The sequence below is a fragment of the Paenibacillus sp. T2-29 genome (genome assembly GCF_052921365.1).
In genome coordinates this window covers 126,031-152,091 of sequence record NZ_JBREVE010000012.1, presented here as the reverse complement: position 1 = coordinate 152,091, position 26,061 = coordinate 126,031, and the positions used below count along the sequence as shown (strand labels likewise).

Annotated in this window: 25 protein-coding genes and 1 riboswitch; of the genes, 6 read left to right on the top strand and 19 right to left on the bottom strand. The window is 47.7% G+C overall.

Going from position 1 to position 26,061, the window contains the following annotated elements:
- Window positions 1-135: 135 nt before the first annotated feature.
- The 6 genes from ACU1JV_RS24725 to ACU1JV_RS24700 all read right to left on the bottom strand — a co-directional run bounded on the left by ACU1JV_RS24725 (window position 136) and on the right by ACU1JV_RS24700 (window position 5,181).
- Entirely contained in the window at window positions 136-378 is a 243-nt protein-coding gene (locus ACU1JV_RS24725) for a hypothetical protein (protein ID WP_013369430.1), read from the bottom strand.
- 36 nt (window positions 379-414) lie between these two features.
- The gene (locus ACU1JV_RS24720; protein WP_017428433.1) at window positions 415-1,281 is read right to left on the bottom strand and encodes an inositol monophosphatase family protein; all 867 of its coding nucleotides are present in this window, start codon (window positions 1,279-1,281) and stop codon (window positions 415-417) included.
- 173 nt (window positions 1,282-1,454) lie between these two features.
- Window positions 1,455-2,456: a UV DNA damage repair endonuclease UvsE gene (gene uvsE / locus ACU1JV_RS24715; protein WP_090736895.1), complete on the bottom strand. Its 1,002-nt coding sequence runs from the start codon at window positions 2,454-2,456 to the stop codon at window positions 1,455-1,457.
- 139 nt (window positions 2,457-2,595) lie between these two features.
- Window positions 2,596-2,919 carry a hypothetical protein gene (locus ACU1JV_RS24710; RefSeq protein ID WP_016819326.1) on the bottom strand — a complete coding sequence of 108 codons (324 nt, stop codon included), beginning with the start codon at window positions 2,917-2,919 and terminating at the stop codon, window positions 2,596-2,598.
- Between the two features lie 104 nt (window positions 2,920-3,023).
- Window positions 3,024-4,112 carry a D-alanine--D-alanine ligase gene (locus tag ACU1JV_RS24705; RefSeq protein ID WP_113050150.1) on the bottom strand — a complete coding sequence of 363 codons (1,089 nt, stop codon included), beginning with the start codon at window positions 4,110-4,112 and terminating at the stop codon, window positions 3,024-3,026.
- A 73-nt stretch (window positions 4,113-4,185) separates the two neighbouring features.
- Entirely contained in the window at window positions 4,186-5,181 is a 996-nt protein-coding gene (locus ACU1JV_RS24700; protein ID WP_013369425.1) for an amidase domain-containing protein, read from the bottom strand.
- Window positions 5,182-5,604: 423 nt separating this feature from the next.
- Between ACU1JV_RS24700 and acnA the strand changes: the two genes are divergently transcribed.
- Window positions 5,605-8,316: an aconitate hydratase AcnA gene (acnA, locus tag ACU1JV_RS24695; RefSeq protein WP_413985571.1), complete on the top strand. Its 2,712-nt coding sequence runs from the start codon at window positions 5,605-5,607 to the stop codon at window positions 8,314-8,316.
- A 74-nt stretch (window positions 8,317-8,390) separates the two neighbouring features.
- Here acnA and ACU1JV_RS24690 read toward each other — a convergent pair whose 3' ends face one another.
- The 3 genes from ACU1JV_RS24690 to ACU1JV_RS24680 form a co-directional block, all read right to left on the bottom strand.
- The gene (locus ACU1JV_RS24690; protein WP_413985570.1) at window positions 8,391-8,738 is read right to left on the bottom strand and encodes a DUF1648 domain-containing protein; all 348 of its coding nucleotides are present in this window, start codon (window positions 8,736-8,738) and stop codon (window positions 8,391-8,393) included.
- Between the two features lie 139 nt (window positions 8,739-8,877).
- Window positions 8,878-9,585, bottom strand: coding sequence for an SdpI family protein (locus tag ACU1JV_RS24685; RefSeq protein WP_413985569.1), 708 nt, complete (start codon window positions 9,583-9,585; stop codon window positions 8,878-8,880).
- Window positions 9,586-10,422, bottom strand: coding sequence for a YitT family protein (locus ACU1JV_RS24680; RefSeq protein WP_013369422.1), 837 nt, complete (start codon window positions 10,420-10,422; stop codon window positions 9,586-9,588).
- A 507-nt stretch (window positions 10,423-10,929) separates the two neighbouring features.
- Here ACU1JV_RS24680 and ACU1JV_RS24675 point away from each other — a divergent pair.
- Window positions 10,930-11,082, top strand: coding sequence for a hypothetical protein (locus ACU1JV_RS24675; protein WP_010348453.1), 153 nt, complete (start codon window positions 10,930-10,932; stop codon window positions 11,080-11,082).
- Between the two features lie 205 nt (window positions 11,083-11,287).
- Here ACU1JV_RS24675 and thiC read toward each other — a convergent pair whose 3' ends face one another.
- Window positions 11,288-13,102 (bottom strand): phosphomethylpyrimidine synthase ThiC, encoded by a 1,815-nt coding sequence (thiC, locus tag ACU1JV_RS24670; RefSeq protein ID WP_413985568.1) that lies wholly within the window; start codon window positions 13,100-13,102, stop codon window positions 11,288-11,290.
- A 183-nt stretch (window positions 13,103-13,285) separates the two neighbouring features.
- Window positions 13,286-13,397: riboswitch (TPP riboswitch) on the bottom strand.
- 117 nt (window positions 13,398-13,514) lie between these two features.
- Window positions 13,515-14,258: an IclR family transcriptional regulator gene (locus ACU1JV_RS24665; RefSeq protein ID WP_013369419.1), complete on the bottom strand. Its 744-nt coding sequence runs from the start codon at window positions 14,256-14,258 to the stop codon at window positions 13,515-13,517.
- Window positions 14,259-14,556: 298 nt separating this feature from the next.
- Here ACU1JV_RS24665 and ACU1JV_RS24660 point away from each other — a divergent pair, with 298 nt between their 5' ends.
- A complete protein-coding gene (locus ACU1JV_RS24660; RefSeq protein WP_413985567.1) occupies window positions 14,557-15,594 on the top strand; it encodes an alpha/beta hydrolase in 1,038 nt (345 codons plus the stop codon).
- A 251-nt stretch (window positions 15,595-15,845) separates the two neighbouring features.
- Window positions 15,846-17,225, top strand: a complete 1,380-nt coding sequence (locus tag ACU1JV_RS24655; RefSeq protein ID WP_413987543.1) for a Fe-Mn family superoxide dismutase — start codon at window positions 15,846-15,848, stop codon at window positions 17,223-17,225.
- Window positions 17,226-17,236: 11 nt separating this feature from the next.
- Here ACU1JV_RS24655 and ACU1JV_RS24650 read toward each other — a convergent pair whose 3' ends face one another.
- The 7 genes from ACU1JV_RS24650 to ACU1JV_RS24620 form a co-directional block, all read right to left on the bottom strand.
- Window positions 17,237-18,082, bottom strand: a complete 846-nt coding sequence (locus tag ACU1JV_RS24650) for a lipoate--protein ligase family protein (RefSeq protein ID WP_413985566.1) — start codon at window positions 18,080-18,082, stop codon at window positions 17,237-17,239.
- 191 nt (window positions 18,083-18,273) lie between these two features.
- Window positions 18,274-18,867 (bottom strand): GTP cyclohydrolase I FolE, encoded by a 594-nt coding sequence (gene folE / locus ACU1JV_RS24645; protein ID WP_013369415.1) that lies wholly within the window; start codon window positions 18,865-18,867, stop codon window positions 18,274-18,276.
- A gap of 54 nt (window positions 18,868-18,921) precedes the next feature.
- Window positions 18,922-19,176 (bottom strand): YneF family protein, encoded by a 255-nt coding sequence (locus tag ACU1JV_RS24640; RefSeq protein ID WP_013369414.1) that lies wholly within the window; start codon window positions 19,174-19,176, stop codon window positions 18,922-18,924.
- A 105-nt stretch (window positions 19,177-19,281) separates the two neighbouring features.
- A complete protein-coding gene (gene queG / locus ACU1JV_RS24635) occupies window positions 19,282-21,015 on the bottom strand; it encodes a tRNA epoxyqueuosine(34) reductase QueG (RefSeq protein WP_330706955.1) in 1,734 nt (577 codons plus the stop codon).
- Window positions 21,016-21,110: 95 nt separating this feature from the next.
- The gene (gene rnhA, locus ACU1JV_RS24630; RefSeq protein WP_019686138.1) at window positions 21,111-21,548 is read right to left on the bottom strand and encodes a ribonuclease HI; all 438 of its coding nucleotides are present in this window, start codon (window positions 21,546-21,548) and stop codon (window positions 21,111-21,113) included.
- Between the two features lie 90 nt (window positions 21,549-21,638).
- Complete coding sequence (gene lepB / locus ACU1JV_RS24625; RefSeq protein WP_413985565.1) at window positions 21,639-22,223, bottom strand: signal peptidase I; 585 nt, start codon at window positions 22,221-22,223, stop codon at window positions 21,639-21,641.
- 119 nt (window positions 22,224-22,342) lie between these two features.
- Complete coding sequence (locus ACU1JV_RS24620; protein ID WP_013369410.1) at window positions 22,343-22,768, bottom strand: GNAT family N-acetyltransferase; 426 nt, start codon at window positions 22,766-22,768, stop codon at window positions 22,343-22,345.
- Between the two features lie 521 nt (window positions 22,769-23,289).
- On the opposite strand from ACU1JV_RS24620, the gene ACU1JV_RS24615 reads away from it, so the two are divergent.
- Together ACU1JV_RS24615 and ACU1JV_RS24610 are read left to right on the top strand one after the other, a co-directional pair.
- Window positions 23,290-23,904 carry a superoxide dismutase gene (locus ACU1JV_RS24615; RefSeq protein WP_013369407.1) on the top strand — a complete coding sequence of 205 codons (615 nt, stop codon included), beginning with the start codon at window positions 23,290-23,292 and terminating at the stop codon, window positions 23,902-23,904.
- A gap of 137 nt (window positions 23,905-24,041) precedes the next feature.
- Window positions 24,042-24,530, top strand: coding sequence for a DinB family protein (locus ACU1JV_RS24610; protein ID WP_413985564.1), 489 nt, complete (start codon window positions 24,042-24,044; stop codon window positions 24,528-24,530).
- Window positions 24,531-24,615: 85 nt separating this feature from the next.
- On the opposite strand, the gene ACU1JV_RS24605 is transcribed toward ACU1JV_RS24610, so the two are convergent.
- On the bottom strand, window positions 24,616-26,055 hold the full coding sequence (locus ACU1JV_RS24605; protein WP_413985563.1) for a PTS transporter subunit EIIC: 1,440 nt from the start codon (window positions 26,053-26,055) through the stop codon (window positions 24,616-24,618).
- Between the last annotated feature and the right edge of the window lie 6 nt (window positions 26,056-26,061).

Here is a 26,061-nt window from a genome sequence, read left to right as displayed (position 1 = left end):
CTCTTAAAATAGGTAATCAGTACATGTCGCCTCCTTCGCTCATCCTGCCCGGTCCAGCCCAAAATGGAGAAAACTCTATATATTATACAAAATACCCCATGCCTTGGTCATTCGGCAAGAGGTATTTGGGTTTGCTTAGCGTTGATCGTTTGCTTTCGATTTGTCCGCCTTGCTCATATATTCGTCATATCGGTCATCAAGTTCACGTGCCATACTCCGGTATTTTCGCGTCTCTTCGACAATAGGGTCCATTTGAGTCTGAACCCGCACCTCATATTTGGGGCTGAGTCGTTCCCGTTTTTTGGCCTCATTCTCACGAATTTCGCCTTCCGTCAGCAGTTCACTGAGCTGGCGTTCCAATTCTTCGGATTGGCTCATCGCGATTTCCTCCTTCAGGATGATGGTTACGTAGTATTATAACCCGGTTGCGTCCGCTTCTTTCAGCACTTGAATAAGTTGAGAATGAATAGCTGTATTCGTAGCTACAACATGCCGTACACTCAGGTCATAAGGTTGGCCTAATGTGTTCGTAATGGTGCCTCCTGATTCCTGTACCAACAAAGCACCCGCGGCCACATCCCAGGCATTCAAACCGATTTCGCAATAAGCGGACAAACGTCCCGACGCCACATAAGCCAAATGCAAGGCTGCCGAGCCGAGCGCCCGAATGCCCCGTACCTGAGGTGTAAGAACCTGCGTAATTTTCATATTCAACGGTTGTGCATACGTACGATCCGGCGGGAAGCCGATGCACACCAGACTATCTCCCAGCGTTTCTTCTTTCGATGCTTGCATACGATTTCCGTGGACGTATGCGCCTTTTCCCTTTTCCGCTACAAACATTTCATCGCGGGACGGATCATAAATTACACCGACAATTACCTCTCCACGATGAGCCAAGGCAATAGACACACTGTAGTACGGCAGACTGTGCACGAAATTGGTAGTGCCGTCTACCGGATCAATGATCCATAAATATTCCTCTTCACGGGCAGCCTCTAATGCTCGGGCTGAAGCTTCAGCTCCCGGCTCTACCCCTTCTTCACCCAAAATGGCATGATCGGGAAAATGGGTGAGGATGAGTCTGCGAATCATCTGTTCTGCACCTTTATCTACCTCGGTTACTAGATCGGTCGAAGATTGCTTGGTATTCAATTGTTCAACAGTGCCCAGTCTGCTCTTAATCCATTCCCCGGCTTTGGATGCCGCATTAATAGCCACGGCCGTATAGCTTTTTCCTGATACGATATAGGGAACCTTTTCGTTTTCATGTTCGTTCAACGTGTTCACTCTACTTTCTATATCATTGTTACGTGGTTTACGAATCTGCCCTGCAGACAGTCTCTTAACCATCTCTGTTTCAGTACAAGTTTGCTAGTTTACACATTCTAGTATACACAATAAGCTTCATAAAGTTTCTCCATATGGAAGCTTTATCCGCAAAATACTACTTTTTAAGGCGTAATTTCTATGGAAGCCCCATCCAACACTTTGACCCCGTTATCTTCCTGAAGACGCAGTTCATTCATTAATCTGAACAATGCTTCATCCTTAAGTTTGGCTTCAAGCATGACATCAATCCGATCCGTATATCCAGCAATATTACGCAGAAAGGTCAGCAACGGCTCCACCAGAACACCATCTGCATGACCACGAGGGTCTTTTTCACTTTTGGGACTGGAGGCATGAATTTTGGGCGGCAATGGATGATCAGTAGAAGATCCGGCTTGAGCCAATTCCCCTTTCCAGGTATCCAATATATCCGGCCATAGCTCCCACGGCTTTTCCCCCTCGTTATTGACCCATTGATGATGAATATCGAGAACCATCGGCAAGCCCGTTATTTTGCAAGCTTCCAGTGTTTCCACCGCATTGAACGTTTTATCATCATTTTCCAATGTTAACCGTTGTCTTAATGAAAGATCCAGGGCATTCACTTGCTCTACAAAACGCTGACCTGAGGTCACCTTATCTCCGTAGGCACCACCAATATGAATGTTGTTCTTGGCTTCGGCACCAAGTCCCATGGCCTCCAGCATCGCCACGTGGTACTTCAGATCATTAATGGAGCTCTGCAACACTTCAGGACGGGGAGTGCTGAGCACTGTAAAATGATCGGGGTGAAACGATACCCTCATCTTATTCGCCTTGACATAGTCCCCCACCTCTGCAAAATCAGCGGCAAGCGCCTCAAACGGGTCCCAGTCCCACAGATCCTGATGGGTCGCAAGCGGAATCAGCTTGGATGAGAAACGATAGACCTGAATATCACTCGCACGATTATGACGCAGTAGCCTCAATGTATTATGGAGATTTTCGGCTGCAATCCGTTCTAGCTTGCGGATCGCCGCTTCTCGGTCTCCGATCTTGTTAAAGCTGGCCATGGTCATAGTTTTAGAAGGGGATGCATTTTGCACGGTGACTGACATGGCAACATATCCGAACCTTACGATCATAGATGTCCTTCCTTTCAGCAGTTTGCAGTAGATGGCAAGGCCGCCTTCATTCTGTGACCTAAACCCCTTTTCTACTGATCATACCCGGAAAAGCACCTGCTGATTCGGTGTATTGCACAAAACTGTAAGAAACAAACAGCTAGGATTGCTGCTGTGCTCCAAAAAACATTTCATCCGCCAATGCGGTCTGAATTCTTGATTCCTCTTCATTCAGCTTACGAATGAGAGTCATTTCTACCTCGGTCACTTCGTCACCTTGGAAATTGATTTCGGCGATACAGCCCACAATCTGAACGATGGCTACTGCCACGTTGTCCACGCTGTATGCGATGACCTTCTGTCCTGTCGGAAAAACGCGCAGTCCGGATTTAACCATTTTGCCACGTCCATATTCCAGCAGTTCATAAAGTTCTTGTTCGCTCTTGAATTTGCACACCGAGTTAAATTCAGTTTGAAAGCCCATGTCTAGCCGCCACCTTTCATATTTAAGGGTTTGGTAAAATGCTCAAGTACATCAATATATATGAACAAAAAGGAGAGTGATCAGCTCTCCTTCATTTTTTTCGTTTATGAGTTCTCATAGTGCAGTGCCGACCGGCGCTCATAACGCTCCAGTGCAAGAGCAATCATGCGATCCAGTAGACTTACATAGGATACGCCGGTTTCTCTCCACAACAATGGATACATGCTGAACGGTGTAAAGCCAGGCATCGTATTCACTTCATTAATAAGGATATGTCCATCTGAGCGTCTGACGAAGAAATCTGCACGGGAAATCCCACAACCTTCCAGAGCGCGGAAAGCTTGCAATGCGGCTTCACGGATACGATCTGCCACTTCCTCGTCCAGTGGTGCCGGAATGAGCATTTCCGATTGACCATCGGTATATTTGGCAGCATAGTCGTAGTAATCACTCGACGACACAATTTCACCCGGTACCGAGGCAATCGGCTCATCATTACCAAGTACGCTGACCTCAATCTCACGGGCATCGACGTACTCTTCCACGATCACCTTCAGATCAAATTGCAAAGCCAGATCTACAGCCTTTTCCAGTTCTTCTCGGTTACTCGCTTTGGAAATACCGACACTTGATCCCAGATTGGCTGGTTTGACAAAGCAAGGATAACCTAGCTCAGTTTCTATGTTACGCACCAAGTCATGACCGGTTTGTGCCCACTGTGTACTATTAAAATAGCAGTATTTCACTTGCGGCAATCCTGCATGCTCAAACAGCTTCTTCATGACGCCTTTATCCATACCTGCTGCCGAAGCCAGCACTCCTGCCCCGACATAGGGCATATCCGCCATTTCGAACAGACCCTGAATCGTTCCGTCCTCGCCAAAGGTGCCGTGCAGCAGCGGAAACAGTACATCCAGTGTCTGATCTCCATACAGCTTGCCGAACAACGTATCTAATGCCGCCTTGGTGCCGCCCTCAGCATGCTCCAGCTTCAATTGCTCTACAGTAGTCAGAGGCGCATTTAACAGCGTCCCTCTACGCCAATCGCCAGCCTTCGTAATATAAAAAGGAATAATCTCGTATTTCTCATAGTTAAAAGCGTTCATTACCGCATACGCCGTTTGCAGCGATACCTCATGTTCGCCCGATTTACCACCGTACACCAGCCCTACGGTCAATTTTTGATTTGCCATGCCTATCCTCCGCTTTCTTGCTTTCGTCATTGTGCCTGATTTGCTTCACTGTACCTGTTATCCATCATCTCATTTAAAAATAGTCGGCGATGTGATAAAAGCGATATACCGTATTGTCCGTCCACGCATACGAATTTTTATAGTCCCAATAACGATGTCTGGAGCTTACCGTATGTGCATTGACTAGCGGCATGCCGCCAGCATCAAAGGCCGTTACCACCGTGCTGTGCTGGAAAGTTCCGTCACCATCCCAATCATAAAAAATGACGTCCCCCAGCATGAGCTGCTCCGGTCGACTCACCTGCTCTGCGGTCAAACCCCAGGAACTGGAACCCAAATACCGTTCCAGACTGTTGGAAACCGCCCAGCTATAGCTCCACAGCTCACGTCCGGCGACCCGTCCTTTATACCACCAGCCCGATTCTCTTTTACCAGTATAGTGGATCGGTGCACCACCTGCAAAGAGGCACTGCGAGATATAATTGGTGCAATCCACATCAAAAGCCTCAAACTCCGGGTTAAAACTATCCCACCACTGATCTGCATAGGCCGCTGCTTCTTCACGGCGATATCGACTGGGGCGTGCTGATGAACCGAAGCCCAGCACACCACGATTTAGCAGCGGCAGACTTCCTCCCTGATTAAACGACGCTTGTTCGAAAGGAACCTCTCCTCCCGCTGGCTTTCTTTCTGCCGGATCACGCTCAATCCTCGTCACCTGCCAGGCTTCACCCTCGCGTGTAAACGTCAGGCGCTCCCGTTCAATCCGATCCTCCCGGTGAGTCATTCCGCCCTTCTCATAAAAGAGCCGCACATGCAGTTGTACATCGACCACTGCCTCATCCGGAGTATCCTGCACTATTCGTATCGGCTTGGCGCGTGTCTCGCTGCGTAGGGGAACAGCGTCCCGTTCGCTGTACCACTGCTCCAACCTGGCCGCACGTGCTGCCCGCTCCATTCGCTGGCCCACCTCCAGGTACTCATCCGGCTGTGGTACACCATTTACCTCACTGCGATTGTACTGATTCACGTAAGCAAAAAGGGCCTGTTTCCATTCCCGCTCCCCCATCCCTATCCCTCCATTTTTCGTCTTGCTATCCTTATTCGGGGATAACCTCGCCGATATATAACTTCCTTTCTTTCCTCTCTGGTCTGATATGCTCTCTATCTATAAGTATGAATCTCTAAAGCTTGGTATGAACATCGAAAAACGCGGGGGAACGGAACGTTTTATTTTCCAGTCTGACACGCATAATTTAGGTCAAAAAAACTTTACGGAACCGTCTGAAAACGGTATACTTAATCCAAAAGCAATCATTTTGAAATCATGTTTCATCTAATGAAACGAATTACATTCATCTCAACCTCTTAACTTACGATGAACCACTGAAGATGAAATTGAGAACGCAACCAATTAAAACCAAATGTGCAAGACGTCGAAAAAAGACATCCCTATTTTCCCGCAAGCATCCACTTCAAGGAGGTAATACTTATGTCAGGAAAAGATCAATTCTCCATTGCCCGTAGCTTGGAAGTTAACGGGAAGCCTTATCGCTACTACAGTCTTAAGGCACTGGAGGAACAAGGAAAAAGCGGTGTTGCCAAGCTGCCTTTCTCCATTAAAGTGTTGCTGGAAGCTGCGGTTCGCCAGTTTGACGGACGCGCCATTACTGAGGAACATGTGCAGCAACTGACAGGCTGGGCTGAGGATCGTGACACCAACAAGGAAATCCCGTTCATTCCTGCACGTATCGTGCTTCAGGATTTTACAGGCGTCCCGGTGGTTGTCGATTTGGCGGCCATGCGTGATACGGTGAAAAAAGCGGGCGGCGATCCGAAACAAATCAACCCGCTCGTTCCCGTCGATCTCGTAATCGACCACTCGGTTATGGTTGATGCATTCGGTACCAGTGACGCGCTGGACTACAATATTAATGTAGAGTTTGAACGCAACGAAGAACGGTATCGTTTTCTGCGCTGGGCGCAAACGGCATTCAATAACTTCCGTGCGGTGCCGCCGTCCACTGGTATCGTTCATCAGGTTAATCTAGAGTATCTCGCCTCCGTAGCCGCGACCAAAACCATCGACGACGAAACCGTGGTCTTCCCAGATTCCCTCGTGGGAACGGACTCCCATACGACGATGATTAACGGGCTGGGTGTTGTGGGCTGGGGTGTCGGCGGGATTGAGGCAGAGGCCGGTATGCTGGGGCAGCCGTTGTATTTTGTCACTCCCGATGTGATCGGCTTCAAACTGACAGGCAGTCTGTCAGAAGGTGCTACCGCTACGGACCTGGCGCTAACAGTTACGCAAATGCTGCGTAAAAAAGGCGTGGTCGGGAAATTCGTAGAATTTTACGGCCCAGGTCTGGCCAACATCAGCTTGGCTGACCGTGCGACTGTGGCCAACATGGCACCGGAATACGGCGCAACGATCGGCTTTTTCCCGGTTGATGCCGAAACGCTGGCTTACCTGCGCAGCACCGGACGTTCCGATGAGCAAGTCAGCCTCGTAGAGGAATATTACAAAGCTCAAGGCATGTTCCGCACAGCCGATACCCCAGACCCTGTGTTCAGCGATACGATTGAGCTGGATCTGGCTTCGGTTGTACCGAGTCTCGCCGGACCCAAACGTCCGCAGGACCGTGTTGAGCTCAGCCGCATGAAAGAAACCTTCGAAGGCATTATCCGTACCCCGGTAGACAAAGGCGGCTATGGACTGAGCGATGAAAAGATCGCACAGAAGGTTCCACTGACCCATCCAGACGGCTCCACCAGCGAGCTGGGCACTGGCTCAGTCGTGATTGCAGCGATTACAAGCTGCACGAACACCTCCAACCCAAGCGTTATGCTAGGCGCGGGCTTGCTCGCCAAAAAGGCAGTACAACGCGGGCTCAAAAAGCCAGGCTATGTTAAAACAAGCTTGACACCAGGTTCCCTTGTCGTAACAGAATACCTGCAAAAAGCCGGGCTGATCGAACCACTCGAAGCCCTCGGCTTCCATGTTGCAGGCTACGGCTGCGCGACCTGTATCGGTAACTCCGGTCCACTTCCTGACGAAGTGAGCCAGGCCATTACAGACCATGATCTGACCGTCGGCGCAGTCATTTCCGGTAACCGGAACTTTGAAGGACGTGTGCATGCGCAGGTCAAAGCCAACTATCTTGGTTCGCCGCCACTGGTTGTCGCTTACGCGCTGGCAGGTACGGTGAACATTGATTTGGTGAACGATCCACTCGGTTACGATCAGGACAATCAGCCTGTCTACCTGAAAGATATCTGGCCTTCTTCCGAAGAAATTAAAGAAGCGATCAGCCTGTCTCTCAGCCCGGATATGTTCCGCCGCAAATACGAAAATGTATTTACAGCCAACGAGAAATGGAATTCCATTCCGGTTCCTGAAGGCGAATTGTATGAATGGGATGAAAACTCAACTTATATTCAAAATCCGCCGTTCTTTGAAGGACTTCAAGATGGTGTACAGGATATCAAGGAAATCCGTAATGCCCGTGTACTTGCCCTGCTGAATGATTCGGTCACGACTGACCACATCTCGCCAGCAGGCAACATCGCCCCTTCCAGCCCGGCAGGACTGTACTTGAAGGAGCATGGTGTAGAGCGTAAGGACTTCAACTCCTACGGCTCCCGTCGTGGTAACCATGAAGTCATGATGCGCGGTACATTCGCCAACATCCGTATCCGCAATAATGTAGCTCCAGGCACCGAGGGCGGTGTAACCAAGTACTTGCCAACAGATGAGGAAATGTCCATCTATGATGCGTCCATGAAATATCAGGCAGCCGATCAGAACCTGATCGTCATTGCCGGCAAGGAATACGGTACAGGTAGCTCCCGTGACTGGGCGGCCAAAGGTACACTGTTGTTAGGTGTTAAAGCCGTCATTGCTGAAAGCTTCGAGCGGATTCACCGCAGCAACCTTGTCGGCATGGGTGTACTGCCGCTGCAATTCCAGGAAGGCTATGGCTGGTCCAGCTTAGGTCTCAATGGTCGCGAAACCTTCGATATTCTCGGCATTGACAATGACGTGAAACCAGGTCAAGAACTTACGGTTGTAGCCAAACGCGAGGATGGCACCAAGTTCGAATTCCCGGTCACTGCCCGTCTGGACAGTACCGTCGACATCGACTACTACCACAACGGTGGTATTTTGCAAACCGTACTGCGTCAAATGATTCAAGCGTAATGATCGATTGAATCATGAAAATCCCCTCCCAAATGCGGTGTAAACTGCAATTGAGAGGGGATTTCTTACATTCTTCAAGCCTCTAAAAGGAAACGTATGCCAAGGATTGAGAACACAAGGGTTATAAGAAGCGTGAAGAGACCAGGCAGGCTTTCCATGATTGTAGAACTTTCTTCGCTCTTGAACTGACGTCTGAGAAAAGGCTGGAGAAAAAGCATAATCATAAAAGCTATGAAGCTAAGTGCACACAACAACCATACCTCAGGGGATGACTTGTCAACAAAATGGTCAGCCACATCATTGATATTATAGTGGATTGCTACATTTCTGGGCATTGTCGGATACATGAAAAGGTAGATGACGAAAGGCACAATAGAAAGAAGAAAGGAAAATAAATTTAAAATATTTAATCTACTTCGCATGAAAATCCTCCTTATTAGAGCTAAACGATTTATATGATACACAGATCAGCAGTCTATATTTTTACTTCCCTGGCTTAGTAAGAGAGAAATAATAAAACTAATCATCGTGGGCAAAAAAGAGGCGAGTACCATATACACATTAACTTCTTAATCCTATGGAAATCCCTATTAAGCCAAAGGCTATCCAAATATAAGCAGAGATGCGATGTGTCTTCTTCCATGCCTTTTCATTCGAAAGCAGCCAAGGAAACTTTAATCCGATTAGACGATTGGGTGTTATTGTAGCAAAAGATATTCCTATTGCTAAATGCAAAATAGCCGATAAAAATAAAGCTAATTTTAATGTGCTGAATAGAAATCCACCCGAATATTTGAACATGAGTGCAAGGAAAATCAAATCAAGTACAATAAACACACTTGCACAAATCTTACGATAAGAAGCGAGCATACGTTCAGAAAAGGTGTCTCTATGCTTTAAATACCTTGGATTCAGTACTACGATAGCCAGTGTTAAAACCATAGTAACTAATGGAAAATACAACAATGCTATACGATCCTTAGCGGAATGAAACGAGGAGGAAAACAAAGAAAAATTTATAACATGCAGCACAATAAAGAAAATAGACACATGCATCCACGGCTTCTTGAATTCTTCTTTTACATCATAGTTGCTTTTACTCTCCATCCCGCTTACACCCTCCATATAACAGAAATTGAGTGACTCCACTTTATTATGCATATTTCCCAACACTAAAAATGAAATAAACATCACAACAACAAAAAAAGCCGACCCACTCAGGACCGGCTTCCAACCATGTTCTCTTATTCTCTTACCTTCGCTTGCCAATTACTTCGAGATATCCAAGAAGCCCTCTCCGAATACGTCCCGTACGTCATGAATGGTGATAAACGCTGCTGTATCGATGGCTTTTACAATCTTTTTAAGCGCGGACACCTCTTGTTTACTAATGACGATATATAGGACTTCTTTCGGATTTTTAGTGTAATATCCGTGGCCTGACAGGACGGTAACTCCACGGTCCATTTGCGTGATGACCATCTCGGCAATTTTGTCTTGGTGCTCCGAAATGATCATGACCGCTTTTTTCGGGTTCAGTCCTTCAATCATGAAGTCCATCACCTTCGTACCAACGTACAAAATAACGATAGTCAGCATCAATTTTTCCGGACCAATAATAAAATAGGAAGAGAATGCAACAATCAGATCAAAAAACAACAAGGCATAGCTGATATTCCAATCCAGATATTTGTTGGCGATCCGGGCTAATATGACGGTTCCCGCCGTTGTACCACCGACCCGTACAATTAAGCCAATTCCAACCCCTACCAAAACTCCGGCAAATACAGCATTAATCGTCGGCTCATGCGAATCAATCCGCCAGTTGACCGTTAAATGCAAAAACAATGAGTTAAATGCGACCGCAATTATAGTGTACAAGGTCGTTCTCTTGTCCAAAAATTTATATCCCACAATCAGCAGCAAGCCATTAATCACCAGATTGACGATCGAGGGAGACCACTGAAACAGGTAGTACAAGATGATCGTGACCCCTGTAACGCCCCCCTCGCCAAACTCATTCGGGATCACATACAGATTAACAGCCAGCGCGAAAAAAAACGCACCCAGAATAATAAATACGATATCTGCAATACTTTTTTTCATATATGCTCTAATCCTCTCTCTAACATTTCAACGGATGAATTGCCAGATGGATTGGCTGACTCTTCTTGCCAAAATACGCTGACAACCAGTTCATGGTATCTACTACCTAACATAAAGTCAATACAACTTTGACACTTTAATTCGCCACCAGACTGCCTTAGTCCAAGCTTAGAATTCCGCAAAATTCCGCTAATACAAGGTTATTCGACAAAAAAACACAATCCCGACTACTAAACTAAGAAAACGGGCCTCTAGCCCTTGTTTAGGCCCTAGGCACATTTTCCCCTAAAATGACCATCCTCCTAATACACATTTTGGACACATACGACCATCTTCCTGTTTTATGGCAAAAGCGTTTTACTTTGGATAAATGCGGGTATAATGATTGAAACCTTACCAAGCAACCTACACGGCATTACGACATCAAGTACATATAAATAGTCCTATACAGTTGTCCTAAGCAACTCAATCTGAATTTGACAATATGGAATTGGAGGAATGACCCACATGAATACAATGAACTTAACTGTCCACACCCTGATGCCCTTTCACCACCAATACCAACGTGCCAACGCGGTGAGTATGCAGAAGAAAGAAGATAGCTCGGAGAAGAAGCTCAGCTTTCAGGACATTTTGAATGAAAAAATGGGTAAAAAATAAAGCTCCGTTAATCCGGTGCATATCTCGCTTTACATAAGCTGAAAAGCCGTAGTTTTCTACATCGACTGTAGAGAACCACGGCTTTTTGCTATCTCACGCGTTTCTAAACCTAAACTCATACATTCATGGAAATAAACCTCTGACGAGCTTAACTGTACTATTTGTTGAGGCTTCCCAGTTGATTGACTTTTGTATCGCTACCGATTTATCGCTCCCCATCCCGATACTGCTCTGCCTTCTCACGCATCCCGGCGGCGACGGCTTCCTCGGTATTCAGTCCCTTATCTGCCGCATAGGCACGAATGTCCTGTGTGATACGCATACTGCAAAACTTAGGACCGCACATCGAGCAAAAGTGTGCTTCTTTGGCCCCCTCTGCCGGTAGCGTTTCATCATGGTAGGACAAGGCCCGCTCAGGGTCAAGCGAAAGATTGAACTGATCGCGCCAGCGGAATTCAAAACGCGCCTTGGACAAAGCATCGTCCCGCTGCTGTGCACGTGGATGACCCTTCGCCAGATCAGCAGCATGTGCAGCAATTTTGTAGGTAATAACTCCCTCGCGGACATCATCCTTGTTCGGCAGACCCAAGTGCTCCTTCGGCGTAACATAGCACAGCATGGACGTCCCGAACCAACCGATCATGGCCGCCCCGATAGCTGAGGTAATATGATCATATCCTGGTGCGATATCCGTCGTCAGCGGCCCTAAAGTATAAAAGGGAGCCTCCTTACAAATTTCCATTTGTAAATCCACATTCTCCTTGATTTTGTGCATAGGGACATGTCCCGGCCCTTCAATCATGACCTGGACATCATGCTTCCATGCGATTTGCGTTAGCTCGCCCAACGTCTCCAGCTCTGCAAATTGTGCTTCATCATTCGCATCATAGATACTACCCGGACGCAGACCATCCCCGAGAGAAAAGGCCACATCGTAGGTTTTCATAATTTCACAGATTTCTTCAAAATGCGTATATAAAAAGTTCTCCTGATGGTGCGCAAGGCACCAGGCTGCCATAATCGACCCGCCCCGGGATACAATTCCCGTCATTCTATTCGCCGTCATCGGTATATATCGCAGCAATACACCCGCATGAATTGTAAAATAGTCCACTCCTTGCTCCGCCTGCTCAATCAGTGTATCTCGATACAACTCCCACGTCAGCTTTTCTGCTTCGCCGTTCACCTTTTCCAGTGCCTGATATAGCGGCACCGTCCCAATCGGTACGGGTGAATTCCTAATAATCCATTCGCGTGTCGTATGGATATTACGACCTGTGGACAGGTCCATGACGGTGTCTGAGCCCCAGCGTACAGCCCAGGTCATCTTCTCCACTTCCTCCTCGATGGAGGACGTAACCGCGGAATTTCCAATGTTTGCATTGATCTTCACGTGAAAATGGCGCCCTATGACCATGGGCTCGCTTTCCGGGTGATTGATATTTGAAGGTAAAATGGCTCGTCCAGCCGCCAACTCCTGCCGCACAAACTCGGGCTCCACTCCTTCACGGATCGCCGCAAATTCCATTTCAGGCGTAATGATCCCTTGCCGCGCATAATGCATTTGCGTCACAGTGCGCCCTTGCGAAGCCCGAAGCGGACGGTTAGTCACGCCGGGAAATTCCACTGTTTCCCGTTTGGAGCCGGGTTTCAGTCCATTATCCTCCGGCTTGACGGCGCGGCCCGCGTAAGCCTCCACATCCCCCCGTTCCAGTGCCCAAGCTCGCCGTAATGGTGGCAAGCCCTGACGAATATCCACCTGATAGGCTTCATCTGTCATCGGACCGCTGGTATCGTACACACGCAGTGGCTCATGATACTCTATCCCCTGCGGCGTATGTGTGGGATGCAGCGCGATTTCACGCTCTGGCACGGCAATGTCCGGCCGAGAACCTTGAATATACACCTTGCGGCTCCCCGGGAAAGAATTAACCCTACTGGATTGCTCCGCACTTGTCTTCTCTACTGCTGTTGATTTCATTCCTGTTTCTTTTGTTCCTTCGGTTTCTGTCGGTTTCATGATCCATTCCTCCCGTATCGTTGAAATGACACACCGATCCGGAACCATTCCGAGGGTGGCGCTGATCTATGCAAAAAAGCCGGTTCCCTAGGGAACCGGCTAATCAAACGAGGCAGCTATCCAGATAGCACGCACATGGAATAAAACCCTATGCGTCACCGCAGACAGCAGCTGCGTATACATTTCAATGGCCGATTACTTCCCTACGCTGGTATGATCCAGATCAGGTGCAAAGGGTCCGGAATCTTGCCCGATTCCATCTCAGCCCGCATTACAGGCTCCCCCAGTAACTGTGATACTTTCTATTCACATGAATTGGCGGCTATAACAGACAACCCGCCATCTCTATCAGACTACTTTAAATTTATAGCTTTGGCAACCCTTGTATGATTTCCTTTTGTATTGATTACTGTTACGGGAGCATAAGCCCCATTTCCTTAGCTGCTTCGATCAAAACCGGAGCAAAATCATGCAGCGTCTCAGGTGCAAGTCGACTGACCGGGCCGGATACAGATAAAGCCGCCGCGACCTGTCCCTTTCGGTTCACAATAGGCGCGGCCACAGCCGCAGCTCCTGGCTCACGTTCTTCATAGCTAGTCGCATACCCCTTCTCACGAATGTCCTGCAGCTGGGCTTTATATACCTCAGGATCTACCGAGGGAGGCCATTCTTCACTGCTTAGCAGTACCTCCAGCTCCTGTGGCGGCATAAAGGCCGCCAGCACCTTGCTGGAGGCTCCCACAGCCAGCGGCATACGCGCTCCCACGGGAGCAACCCTGCGGATCGCCTGATTGCTCTGCACGGCTTGTATGCGAATACGCATGCTTCCATCCCGCAGGTACAAGCTGACCGTCTCCCCTAAGCGATCACGCAGTCCTTCCATTGCAGGCTGTAACAACACCGCCGGCTCATCGCTTTGGGACAGATGCGTCGACAGCTCCCATATGCGAAAACCAAGCCGATATTTTTCCGTTTCGGCATTCCGAACGACAAATCCCCGATCCTCTAGCGTAGTCAAAAGACGATGAACGGTGCTTTTATGTAGACCAATTTGGGAGGCAATCTCCGTTAGACCAAGATCAGATTCTGCGGTAAAACACAGCAGTATATCAAGTGCACGCTCTACAGCGCGGACGGTTAATTTACGGTCTTCCATCATGAACCGCTCCTCTTGTATCCATATTCGTTTCACACTATGAAACATGGTTACATAAATTATATAGAATAGTCGCGGCTACTGTAAACCGATGTTTTTGTGACAACCATATTACAGAACAAGAACAAACATCGACAATTCTTTGCATCATTTTTACTTTTCCGGTTCAGACGTTGACTTTGGATAATACCCATCATACGATAATAGGTATCTATACGGACATACCCTACTATTTTCAAGTGGAATTATACCTAAATTTTATGATTCGAAGATCAATTCTATATAAGGAGGCTCTTACATGATTTCGACATCCCAGCGCAACGCTCAGCTACAGACCGCTGTTCAGGAGCCGTCCACCCCACTCTTTAATCCCCGTATGCTGCGGTTCAAGCACGTTGTGATTGCTCTGCTGCTGTCGGTCGTATTTTTTCTGTTGTTTTGTTTTATTGCCTTGCATGCTTACATCGCCTGGGTGCTTACGAATCCCACCGTCGCGCCATTATACTCTAATCCGATGCAGGCCAAAGGTATGCCTTATGAGGAAGTCAGCTTCCCAGCCAAGGATGGTAGCCGCATGGTACAAGGCTGGTATATCCCGGCAGATCAATCGCGGAAAACCATTATTTTCAGTCATGGCTATGGAGCCAACCGTGAAGAAAGCTGGATTCCCATGTATGATCTGGCGCATTATGCCCATAGCTTGAACTTTAATGTGGTCATGTTCGATTACGGATTTGCGTCACAAAACAGCAAGGCCGTCGCAACCGGAGGCAAGGCAGAATCCCAACAGCTTCTTGGGGCCATCCAGCTTGCAAAACAACGCGGCTCGTCGGAAATTATTGTATGGGGCTTCTCTATGGGAGCAGGAACCGCTCTTCAGGCGGGTTTGCAAACCAAAGATGTGGACGCGATGATTTTGGACAGCACCTTCCTACTGGAACCGGATACGCTGTACCATAACATTCACAATCAAATTAATTTGCCGAGACATCCATCTTTGGAAATACTGGAGTTGCTGTTTCCAGTCTTGAACGGCACCAGTTTGCATCAGATTCCATATCAGGAGGTAAAAAAGGAGGACTATCCGTTTCCAATCATGTTTGTGCATGGTACACAGGATGAAAAGGCCCCTTACCCCATTGCGGAAAAGCTCGCTGCCAATCAGACCAACCCGCTTTCCAGTGTATGGATTGTCAAAAACGGGATACATGAGCTTATTTTCAGAGAGCACCCTCGTGAATATTTGCGGCGGGTATCGACGTTTTTAAGCAATGTGCAGGAGCTGGAGGACAAGAAAACCACGGCTGCTGCCCATAAACAAACGACTACGCAGTAAAGAATTATTTTCGAAATAAGCATTCATCGCCTTGAAGAAGCCTGCCTATGGACACTTAACCCGTGCCGTAGACAGGCTTCTTTTTTTATTTTCCACGATTAATTATTGTTCTGCACAACAGGTATAACCTGATGAAGGAAGTTCATAGACATATTCCCGATGAGACGGCGAATATACTGGGTACATATGCATCCAGGACAGATCTGCTAGATCTGCCGGATAGCCATAGTGGGATACGGGAGGTAAAAACGATGCTGAGTACTTATGGGTCTTTCCTGCCCTTACGTGTGCTGGAGGAAATCCGTCATTGGAAGCAGCAGGAAAGTTGGCATGTGGAAGTGATTAAATCCGCTACTGAAGGGCTAGAACCTGCTTATGTGCGGCTGCTGGATGATTGGCGAACCGTATTTGAACAAACGGAACGGGCCGCCATAGAGTTGCTTGAAGAGCAACGGAGCGCGCTTGATCCGGCAGAACAGGCATGGCAACATCAGGAGAAAAAAGCGTCGTCTGCCCCCCAAGCTCATACACACCAGCTGGATAAACCATCAGCACTTTCAAGGGGATCAGACGCATCAGCAACTGGAGAGAAAGCGTTGTCCGATTCAGGCTTGAATTCACAGCCTGCCTCTCAAGAATTAAATCGTCGACTGGACGATTTGCTGCAAACTGCGAACCGTCAATCACAAGAATATGTACGGCAGCTAGGTTTGCTGACCGAGCACAGTCATGCATTGCGTCAACAGCCAAAATCCGCCGGAGTTGTAATACACGCAGCACATGAAAGTCAATATTTCCTGATTTCGACAACTCCCTTTCAAGAGCCCGGCTCCATCGCACGAGCCGCTGGGTTGTATCATGTAGCGGCAGAGGGTGAGGATTACCCGGAGCAAGCGTTTCGAGAGAGGCATGCCAGCATGAGAGGAGAAGGTTCTGGGGCTACTAAAGGCGTCCAGTCCGGTCAGACGCAACCTTCAGCAGCGGAAAAATCCTTAATCGGTCGCCCGGTCCCTATTGGGGGACATCGGCTCCCTCCGCTTCCTTACCCTTATAATGCGCTTGAACCGTACATTGATGAAAAAACGATGCGTATTCACCATAACAAGCATCATTTGAGCTATGTGAATGATCTGAATAAAGCGGAAAAGAAACTGGAAGAAGCCCGAAAAACAGGTGATTTTGACCTCGTAAAGCATTGGGAACGTGAACTGGCATTTAACGGTGCAGGTCATTATCTGCATACTCTTTTTTGGACGATCATGAGCCCTCAAGGCGGTGGAAACCCAAGCGGACCGCTGGCTGAACAGATTAAAAAGGATTTTGGCAGCTACGATGCCTTCAAAAAGCAATTTAGTTCGGCAGCCGAAAAGGTCGAGGGCGGCGGCTGGGCTATCCTGGTATGGAGCCCGCGCGCCGGGCGGCTTGAAATTTTGCAGGCCGAAAAGCACCAGAACCTGACTCAATGGGAGTCTATTCCGCTGCTGGCGATCGATGTGTGGGAACACGCATATTACTTAAAGCATCAGGCCGAACGTAATAAATACATCGAAGATTGGTGGCATGTCGTCAACTGGCCTGAGGTGGAGGCGCGCTATGCTCAAGCCTCCAAGCTAAGATGGCAACCATTCTAAGCTAAAACAAACTACACCTGCAAATCGTACCGCTCTCTCAGCGCTGCCATCTGTTCTGCCAATCCTTCCGGTTGCACCAGCGAGCCATCGGCAGGCAAAATGGCAGCCCGGCTCTCAACTACACGGCGTAGCGATGCTGTATACGCCTCGACAGACGGCACACCAGCCAGCTCTGCCAGGCTGCCCATCGTTGCCGGATTCACCTGGGGATAATCCGGCTGCTGCACGCCTGTCGGCGTATCCCCGGCCGCCTCTCGATAAAACTGCTGCACCGCCTGTGCGCGCTCTGCTCCGCGGCCCTCAATCATCACAAAGGCCGTGATGATATACGCCTTGGCTTGACGCCGCTGCGCAATGCCACAAAACTTGCGCCCTCGGACGCTTACATCATAATCCCCGGGACAGAAGGACCCGATGATTTCTCCGGTCTGCGCCTCGACAGACCACGGGGCCAGCGCATCGGCAATCAGCCCTGCCATGAGCCGAAAATCCTCATGCAGGCTGATGGCCCGCTGCGGATTCGGCAGGATCAAGGACAGGTTCAGTACCCCCCTGTCCAGCATGACGGCTGCTCCGCCTGAAGGACGCACACATACCGACGTTCCTGAGCTGCGCACCCGCTCCATCGCCTGTGGGGCGTTGGGAAGCCTGCGGTCCCGGTGACCAATCACAAGCGCCCCCGGATGCCGCCATAAATGCAAAATGGGCGCAGCTCCTTTCCCTACTTGCCGACAAGCTAGCTCCTCCCAAGCCAGCGGAAACAATACGTCTTCCTGCGTAGTCGTCAGTGGCGCTTCCAACCATTGCAACGCAGGCAATGCTGTTGTTATTTCTGTTGAGCTATGTATATGATCCATACGTTATCCCCTATCTTAAAAATAACTGTTATCCATAGGCTAATCGTAACTTTCAAGCAGCTATGCTGCCATTTTTTTATTTCATTCTTCACAGCAACGATCTATTTTCTCTATTTCTGATGTTAACAAAAAAAGGCGGCTACGCCTATGCGTAGACCACCCTTTTTTTCATCCTATCACGCCGTGTTCAATCATTCCTTAATCAGGGACAAGAACTCTGCGCGTTGTGCTGCATTATCACGGAACGTGCCGCGCACTGCAGACGTTACCGTTTTGCTGCCAGGCTTTTTGACGCCTCTGGCACACATGCATAAGTGCTCGCCTTCCACGACCACCATAACTCCGTGAGCGGAGACCGCTTCATTTAGAATATCAGCGATCTGCGATGTAATACGCTCCTGTACTTGTAATCGGCGAGTCACCGCCTCCACCAAGCGGGCAAGCTTGCTTAGTCCTACAATTTTACCGCTGGGTACATAGCCGATATGCACTTTTCCGAAGAAAGGAGCCATATGGTGTTCACACTGACTGTAATAGACAATATCCTTCACGATTACAAGCTCCTCGTGATTCTCGTCAAATGTCACACCCAGCGCATCCCGTGGATCAACCTCATAACCCGCAAATATTTCCTCATACATGCGCGCAACGCGTGCCGGTGTTTCCAACAAACCTTCACGCTTGGGGTCCTCACCGATCAGTTTTAAAATTTGCTCCACATGGTACTCGATTTTATCCCGGTTATCCGCAGCTTTGCGGTTAATATAATCTTTTACGCCAGCCACAGTAATCCTCCTCTATGCAGCAACCTCATGCGGCATCCGTGCTCACGTTGCTCATTATTTCCGACGGCCCTGATTTTTACGCGCACCAGGCTGATTTTTGGAGAACTGTTGGTTCTTCATCATCTGCTGGGCTTTTTGCATCTGTTTCCCATTCAGGTTGTAGCCCATCTGTTTGGCCATTTTTTGCAGCGTTTCAGGGTCGTTTTGCATCTTTTCAAGCTGTTTGCGAAGATAATAAGCACCGATGAAAAATCCCCCGACCAAGCCAACAATCAGGGTAATAATCGGAATGACAATATTCCACACCACGAAGTCGTCACCTCTGTATATTTATATGAAACATCTTGAATTACACGAACCTATCATAGCAAAACATGGGACAGCTAGCAAATTACTTTTTGCAAACATATGTCCTTATTCCTTCTCCAATTCCAGCAGCTTCATCTTGACTGGTAAGCCTCCGGCATAGCCGACCAAACTTCCATTTGCACCTGATACCCTGTGACATGGAAACAGGATTGGCAATGGATTTTTGTTATTGGCTCCGCCGACAGCACGTACCGCCTTGGCTCGTCCGATCGATTCTGCAATATCTTGATAGGACACACTTTGTCCGTACGGAATATTTTGCAGTGCGCGCCATACCTGCTCTTGAAAAGGAGTGCCTCTTAAATCATAGGCTATACTGAATTCCCGTCGTTCTCCCGCAAAATATTCACGTAGTTGTTCTGCAGCTTCGCGCAGCTTTTCCGGCTCCTGTACATAGACATATTCCCCGACCCATGTCCGGGCCCATTGCTGAAGCAATGCTTCCTTCGCATAAAAAGAGCCATAGTCAATTCGACATAGCCCACGATCCGTAGCACACAGCGTCAGAGTGCCCACAGGTGTCTCCATCTCATCATAATAAATCGTAGTTGGACCCTGTGAATCCTCCGCCTTTAATTCAGCAGAAGTTTGCTGCTCTGCCTGCTCTTGTTCCTCTAGCTTGGAATGCGCCTGTGCGATCATTTCGCGTACTTGCTCATGTTGTTCTTTCTCTGATGCTTGCTTGATCGCTGTCATAGCGTTTTCCCCTCCTATTCGACTCAAAGCCCACGCCGCCGTGCCTCGCAGCTCGGGACGCGGATCATCCAATAAAACCTCCGTCAATTTGGGCACCGCGCTAACATCCTTGAAATTGCCAAGACCAATGACTGCATTGCGTTGAATCGGCTTCTTCCCCCGCCAGGCCGCCGCACTTTGACCAAATCGGTCTTTGAATTCGCGATTGCTCAAATCCAGTAACGGTAACAGCAACGGCTTCACAATTTCAGGATCGGGTGTAAGCTCGGGATGATGATCCCAGTTAAGGCCTCGATTTTTGGGACATACGATTTGGCACGTATCACATCCATACAGCCGATTCCCTATTTTCAGCATAAACTCCTCGTCCAAAAAGCCCTTGGTTTGCGTCAAAAAGGACACACACCGCTGGGCATTCAGTTGTCCCGGACCTACAAGCGCGCCTGTAGGACATGCATCCAAACATTTGGTGCACTCTCCGCAACCATCCGTAACCGGTTCATCTGGCTGGAAAGGAATGTTCGTCAACAGCTCCCCCAGATAAATCCATGATCCCAGTGTCGGTGAAATCATCATCGTATTTTTGCCGCTAAAGCCAATTCCTGCGCGTTCCGCAACAGCTCGATCCGACAGCTCTCCGGTATCCACCATGTTTTTTAAAATTGCATCAGGTACCCGCTCACTTATAAAAGCCTCAAGCTTTTCCATCGCTTCGCGCAATACCAGATGATAATCTTTGCCCCAGGCTGAACGCGCCAAAATACCACGGTACTTGCCCTTGTCCGACTTCGGCGGGTCCTTCATTTTGGAAGGATACGCCACTGCAATGGCAATCAGAGATGCAGGCTGCGAACCATACAACTCCGGATAGATCCGCTTATCAATATCGGGCTCTTCAAAGCCGGACTCATAGCCTTTAGCACGATGCTCTTCCAATATAGCTTTCAGAGACAGAAAGGGATCGGCGGATGCGAACCCGATGGAGTCGATACCCAGCCCTGGAGCTGCCTCAATAATTTCCTGCTTGAGCGAAGCCCAAGTCGAAGCCGTTCCGGTAGCCGTCCGAGTTAATTCGCGTTGCATCCGATACTCACCTCTCTTCTACTTTTATCATTACGGATATGAGAATGTTGCAACATTCTCATATCTCAAATTTCAACAGAAAACAGCAACAGATGCTACCGTAAATTTTTAACAGCACTTGTCGCCAGAAAATCACAGCGATTATTTAGTTCGTTGTCACTGTGACCTTTCACCTTCACATATTCAACCTCATGCTTACCCATCAGTTCCCACAGTTCTTCCCATAGTTCCTTGTTCTCCACCGGCTGATTTTTACTGTTTCGCCAGCCATTACGGAGCCAATTCTTAATCCAGCCTTGTTTGAAGCAATTGACGACATAGGCAGAGTCACTGTGTACTTTTACACGGCACGGCTCCTTGAGCAGCTTCAGCGCTTCAATCACCGATTTGATCTCCATACGGTTGTTTGTCGTCATCTTTTCGGCACCCGACAGCTCCTTACGATGCTCTCCATACAGCAAAACGATCCCCCAGCCCCCTGGGCCCGGGTTCCCCGAACAAGCACCGTCGGTATAAACCATCACTTCTTTCATCGTTCTCTTCCTTTCCTGATTGGGAACCGCTGACCGTTATAACTCTGATCGGTTCGCACGTATTCCGCATTGATTTCAGACTATCGTTGCTCATAGCCACTTCCACTCCGAGATCGGCCAAAATATAAACTCTGCACGTCCCAGTAAATCTTCAGACTTAACGCTGCCAAAATACCGGCTATCCTTGCTTGCAGCAGTATGGCGATTATCGCCCATAACAAAAAAGTGTTCCAGCTCCACTGTAAAAGGACCGTAATCACCATCCTCCACGTCCGAGTTGGTGTACGGCTCATTTAGCAGCTCACCGTTTACATACAAATGATTATGCTCAATCCGAATGACATCTCCGGGAATACCTATGACTCTTTTCACTAAAAATCTTGGGTTGGACAGTTTGGAATCGGGATCTTTTAAAATCACAATGTCCCCTCTCCCCGGATCATGAAAATTATAAACCAGCTTATTAACGAACAAATGCTGGCTTTCCGTTAGCGTCGGTTGCATCGAATGTCCTCTGACCGTGGACAAGTTAAATACAAACAGGTTTAGAAGCAACAAGACGACCATTGCAATCAGCAGAGTAACTAACCAATCGCGTATGTAACCAGAGCGACCTGCCTGTTTGGACGTTTCCGGTGAAGGAAGCAGGTCTGACGAAGGAGTCAAAGCATCCATAATTAACCTCCTCAACCCTGTTATAAATAGAAAAGCATATCCCGTACCCGATTGCAACGGTTACTCAGATATGCTCTAAATGTAAATATTATACTTCATTTCTGTATATCGATTGCCGATTAATGAGGTGCCAAAATACTCAGCTTCTGAAACGCCTGTAAAATCTGGCTTGCTCCGTAGCCCATAGCTTCGTACAACGGCATGGCCGCACTGTTATGCTTGTCCCCGGCTACCCAAATACGGCTAACCTTACGTTGCTGAAAACGTTGCTCCATGGACTCCACAAGCGATTTCCCAATTCCCATCCGACGATGATCCGGGTGAATAGCAATACGATAGTAACAACCATGATTCTGATCAATCGTGCCAATCAGGGCACCAACGATCTCTCCCTCTTCTTCGGCAACGACGATCAAACCGGAATCCCACGAAAGCTGACGGGCAAAAGCACCCACCGTCTCTTTGTAGCACTCCTCTGACAAGGCAATTTGCATGAGTTCCGTAACTGAATTCACATCACTTAATTGAAAGGAACGAACGTGCATAAGTAATATCTCCCTTTTCGTAAGCATAATAAAAAAATTGAGACAGCACCGTCATTTTTACATAAATCCATAAAGCGCTTATCATGGTGTTAATCACAAGGCATTATGATAAAAATGCATACGATCTGCTATATATGAAATGAAGAACAGGAAAAGGGTGTATGCCCTCAAGTTCGTCATGTCATAGACATGACAGCTTATAGCAGACGACAAAAAAGCCGAAAATTCTGCTTCCTTGACCATTAAACCATACTTTTTGACGGAATACATCCCTTTTTCTCATGTAAGCGCTATATATAAAGCGTTTACATTTTTGAAGGTCAAATTTACCTCTTTTTACCTATGTATTACGTATTCCAATCGGGTTTTTGGACATGCTAGCTACCAGGCCCTATTGCTCAGTTTGGTATTTTACAAACAAAAATGTTGAAAAAATAGGCTGAATGCGGTTTAATATAACTATCGAGGGTATTATTACATAGGAACACTTACCCAACCATATAACCAGGAGGGATTTTATTATGGCATTTCAATTACCAGAACTTCCTTACGCAAAAGACGCACTGGAACCACACTTTGATGCACTGACAATGGAAATTCACCATGATCGTCACCATAACACATATGTTACGAACTTAAATGCAGCTCTGGAGAGCGCTCCTGAACTGCAAAGCAAAAGCTTGGAGGATCTGATCTCCAATCTGGACAGCGTTCCTGAAAGCATCCGCACTGCGGTTCGCAATAACGGTGGTGGACACCACAACCACAGCCTGTTCTGGGAAGTTATCGGTCCTAACGGCGGTGGACAGCCAACAGGTGCAATTGCTGAAGCAATCAACAACGAACTGGGTGGCTATGACAAATTTAAAGAAGACTTCACTAAAGCAGCTACAACTCGTTTTGGTAGCGGCTGGGCTTGGCTGGTTGTCGGCAAAGACGGCAAACTGGCAATCACTAGCACTCCAAACCAAGATAGCCCGCTGTTCGAAGGTCTGACTCCGGTACTTGGACTGGACGTTTGGGAGCATGCTTACTACCTGAAATATCAAAACAAACGCCCAGATTACATTGCAGCTTTCTACAATGTAATCAACTGGGATGAAGTTAACAAACGTTACGCGGCTGCAAAGAAATAAGCCAGTAGCAACATTCTTATCCTAAATCATGAAGGGCTGTCTCAAAAGTAGATTTTCTACGAATGAGATAGTCCTTTTGGCATTCTGTGGTAAACTGGTGGAAATCATTCTTTATTACAGTCCCAGGAGGGTAATGGATGCAGACTTTTTTTCGTTATAACTGGATGGTTCGAGAACAATGGTATCGCTGGTGTGAAGAGGTGACGCAGGAGGAACTGCTGAAAGAACGTATTGGCGGGGCTGGCGGCATTCTAAAAACGCTCTTTCATATCGTTGATGTAGAATGGAGCTGGGTTCAAATCATTCAAGGCAAACCTGATTTCCAGGAGGACTTCTCTCAGTATAATACGCTGGCTAAAGTCCGCGAGCTGGACGCGAAGTTTCGACTCGATGTGGAGCCGTTCGTCCTCGCCTGGCATGAAGGTCTGGAACGAAAAAGGTTTGAAGATCACCTCCCGGACGGCAGAATTGCAATCGATGCCTGGGGAGAGGTGATGCGCCATGTCATTGCCCACCAAATTCATCATATCGGACAGTTGTCCGTATGGTCGCGTGAGCTCGGCAAGGTCCCGGTTTCAGCCAATGTAATTGGCAAAGGGCTGATTGAGAGCGATCCATCCATATAGGTATAATATCCGCAATTAAAAATGAGTAGAAAAGAGCCTTCAAGCTCCTTCTACTCCTTTTTATGCATACACTTCGACTCATTTCTTAAAGTATTGCTTTTGACCTCTTGCTCTTGATAACACCATAAGCCAATGTAAATAATGCTCCACATATCAGGGCAATAAGATGAGCGACAAGATAATTGATATGACCGTGGTTATCTGACGCTGCAATTGCAAAGCCAGGAAGAGCCGTGGTTCCGAATCCTATGGCTGTCAGCTTGCTTAAATATACATATGCTCCGGCAACCATTCCTCCGAGACATCCAGCAACCAGAGGGAACTTATACTTCAAAGTGACCCCGAAGATCGCGGGTTCCGAGATTCCAAAAAGTACAGACCCGAATGCAGAGTAACCCAGTTCTTTAACCTTGGTGTCTTTGCGATTCAAAAGAATATACCCCAATACGGCGCCCCCTTGAGCCATCAAAGCTACCGATGCCAATGGATTGATAAAATTTCTGCCTGTGTCAGTTAACAGCTGTGCTTCTACCGCGCCCATAACATGGTGCAAACCTGTAATAACGATGATCTGCTGAATACCTGCAAAAAACATAAAGCCGAATATTCCCAGGTTTTGCGTCATCCAAAGCAACGAAACAGTCACCAGACTGGCTAGCTCCCGCCCAAGAGGGCCGATAATCGTAAACAATAGCAGAGAAGAAACAAAGACCGTCAGCAAAGGAGCCAAAAATAGTTTAATCATGTCTGGAACCTTTTTGTTAAAAAACTGATCCAACTTGGCTACCACATATCCCATCATCAGAGCAATAATAATACCGCCCTGAAAGCCTACCAACTGTACGGGAAGGCCGAAAAGACTGATCGATTCCGGATGTTGGCTCCCTTTAGCTACCTCAAAGGCATCCGCCAAGGCTGGATGAAGCATAATCGCACCCAGCACAAGCCCCAGAATCGGACGGCCGCCATATCTCTTGGTTGCAGAATAAACAACAAGCAGCGGCAGGATGGTGAAAATACCTGTGGAAACGATTTGAACAAAGCGATTGATCCCTTGGAAAATTGGATACATCTCCACAATCGACTTAGGACCAAATAGCCCTTTCTGACCTAACAGACCGGTTATCCCCATTAACAATGCGGCGGCAAGAATTCCAGGCATGATCTCAATGAAGACATCTGATAGCGATTTAATAGCTTTTTGAAAAGGATTTTGCTTTTGTGCGGACTTCGATTTGACATCACTTAATGACATATCTTCTGTTCCGGTCAGTTTGGAGAACACGGCATAGATATTATTGACCAACCCAGCTCCAAAAATGATCTGCAGTTGATCCCCCGCTATGAACACACCTTTAACCAGATCAACTTCTTCAATCTTTTTTAATTCTGCTTTTTCATTGTCCTCAAGTACAATTCTTAATCTTGTGGCACAATGGGCCACACCGATAATGTTCTCTTCACCACCGATATATTTTAAAATTTCTTGAGAAATTTGCTTATACTGCTTTTCTTTTGCTTCCATCTAGTA

Bases quoted from the DNA above. Each gene is read 5' to 3' on its own strand.
- ACU1JV_RS24725 (WP_013369430.1), bottom strand. From the start codon at position 378: ATGAGCCAATCCGAAGAATTGGAACGCCAGCTCAGTGAACTGCTGACG.
- uvsE (WP_090736895.1), bottom strand. From the start codon at position 2,456: ATGATCGTAAGGTTCGGATATGTTGCCATGTCAGTCACCGTGCAAAAT.
- ACU1JV_RS24710 (WP_016819326.1), bottom strand. From the start codon at position 2,919: ATGGGCTTTCAAACTGAATTTAACTCGGTGTGCAAATTCAAGAGCGAA.
- ACU1JV_RS24705 (WP_113050150.1), bottom strand. From the start codon at position 4,112: ATGGCAAATCAAAAATTGACCGTAGGGCTGGTGTACGGTGGTAAATCG.
- ACU1JV_RS24700 (WP_013369425.1), bottom strand. From the start codon at position 5,181: ATGGGGGAGCGGGAATGGAAACAGGCCCTTTTTGCTTACGTGAATCAG.
- acnA (WP_413985571.1), top strand. From the start codon at position 5,605: ATGTCAGGAAAAGATCAATTCTCCATTGCCCGTAGCTTGGAAGTTAAC.
- ACU1JV_RS24690 (WP_413985570.1), bottom strand. From the start codon at position 8,738: ATGCGAAGTAGATTAAATATTTTAAATTTATTTTCCTTTCTTCTTTCT.
- ACU1JV_RS24680 (WP_013369422.1), bottom strand. From the start codon at position 10,422: ATGAAAAAAAGTATTGCAGATATCGTATTTATTATTCTGGGTGCGTTT.
- ACU1JV_RS24675 (WP_010348453.1), top strand. From the start codon at position 10,930: ATGAATACAATGAACTTAACTGTCCACACCCTGATGCCCTTTCACCAC.
- thiC (WP_413985568.1), bottom strand. From the start codon at position 13,102: ATGAAACCGACAGAAACCGAAGGAACAAAAGAAACAGGAATGAAATCA.
- ACU1JV_RS24665 (WP_013369419.1), bottom strand. From the start codon at position 14,258: ATGGAAGACCGTAAATTAACCGTCCGCGCTGTAGAGCGTGCACTTGAT.
- ACU1JV_RS24660 (WP_413985567.1), top strand. From the start codon at position 14,557: ATGATTTCGACATCCCAGCGCAACGCTCAGCTACAGACCGCTGTTCAG.
- ACU1JV_RS24655 (WP_413987543.1), top strand. From the start codon at position 15,846: ATGCTGAGTACTTATGGGTCTTTCCTGCCCTTACGTGTGCTGGAGGAA.
- ACU1JV_RS24650 (WP_413985566.1), bottom strand. From the start codon at position 18,082: ATGGATCATATACATAGCTCAACAGAAATAACAACAGCATTGCCTGCG.
- queG (WP_330706955.1), bottom strand. From the start codon at position 21,015: ATGCAACGCGAATTAACTCGGACGGCTACCGGAACGGCTTCGACTTGG.
- rnhA (WP_019686138.1), bottom strand. From the start codon at position 21,548: ATGAAAGAAGTGATGGTTTATACCGACGGTGCTTGTTCGGGGAACCCG.
- lepB (WP_413985565.1), bottom strand. From the start codon at position 22,223: ATGGATGCTTTGACTCCTTCGTCAGACCTGCTTCCTTCACCGGAAACG.
- ACU1JV_RS24620 (WP_013369410.1), bottom strand. From the start codon at position 22,768: ATGCACGTTCGTTCCTTTCAATTAAGTGATGTGAATTCAGTTACGGAA.
- ACU1JV_RS24615 (WP_013369407.1), top strand. From the start codon at position 23,290: ATGGCATTTCAATTACCAGAACTTCCTTACGCAAAAGACGCACTGGAA.
- ACU1JV_RS24610 (WP_413985564.1), top strand. From the start codon at position 24,042: ATGCAGACTTTTTTTCGTTATAACTGGATGGTTCGAGAACAATGGTAT.
- ACU1JV_RS24605 (WP_413985563.1), bottom strand. From the start codon at position 26,055: ATGGAAGCAAAAGAAAAGCAGTATAAGCAAATTTCTCAAGAAATTTTA.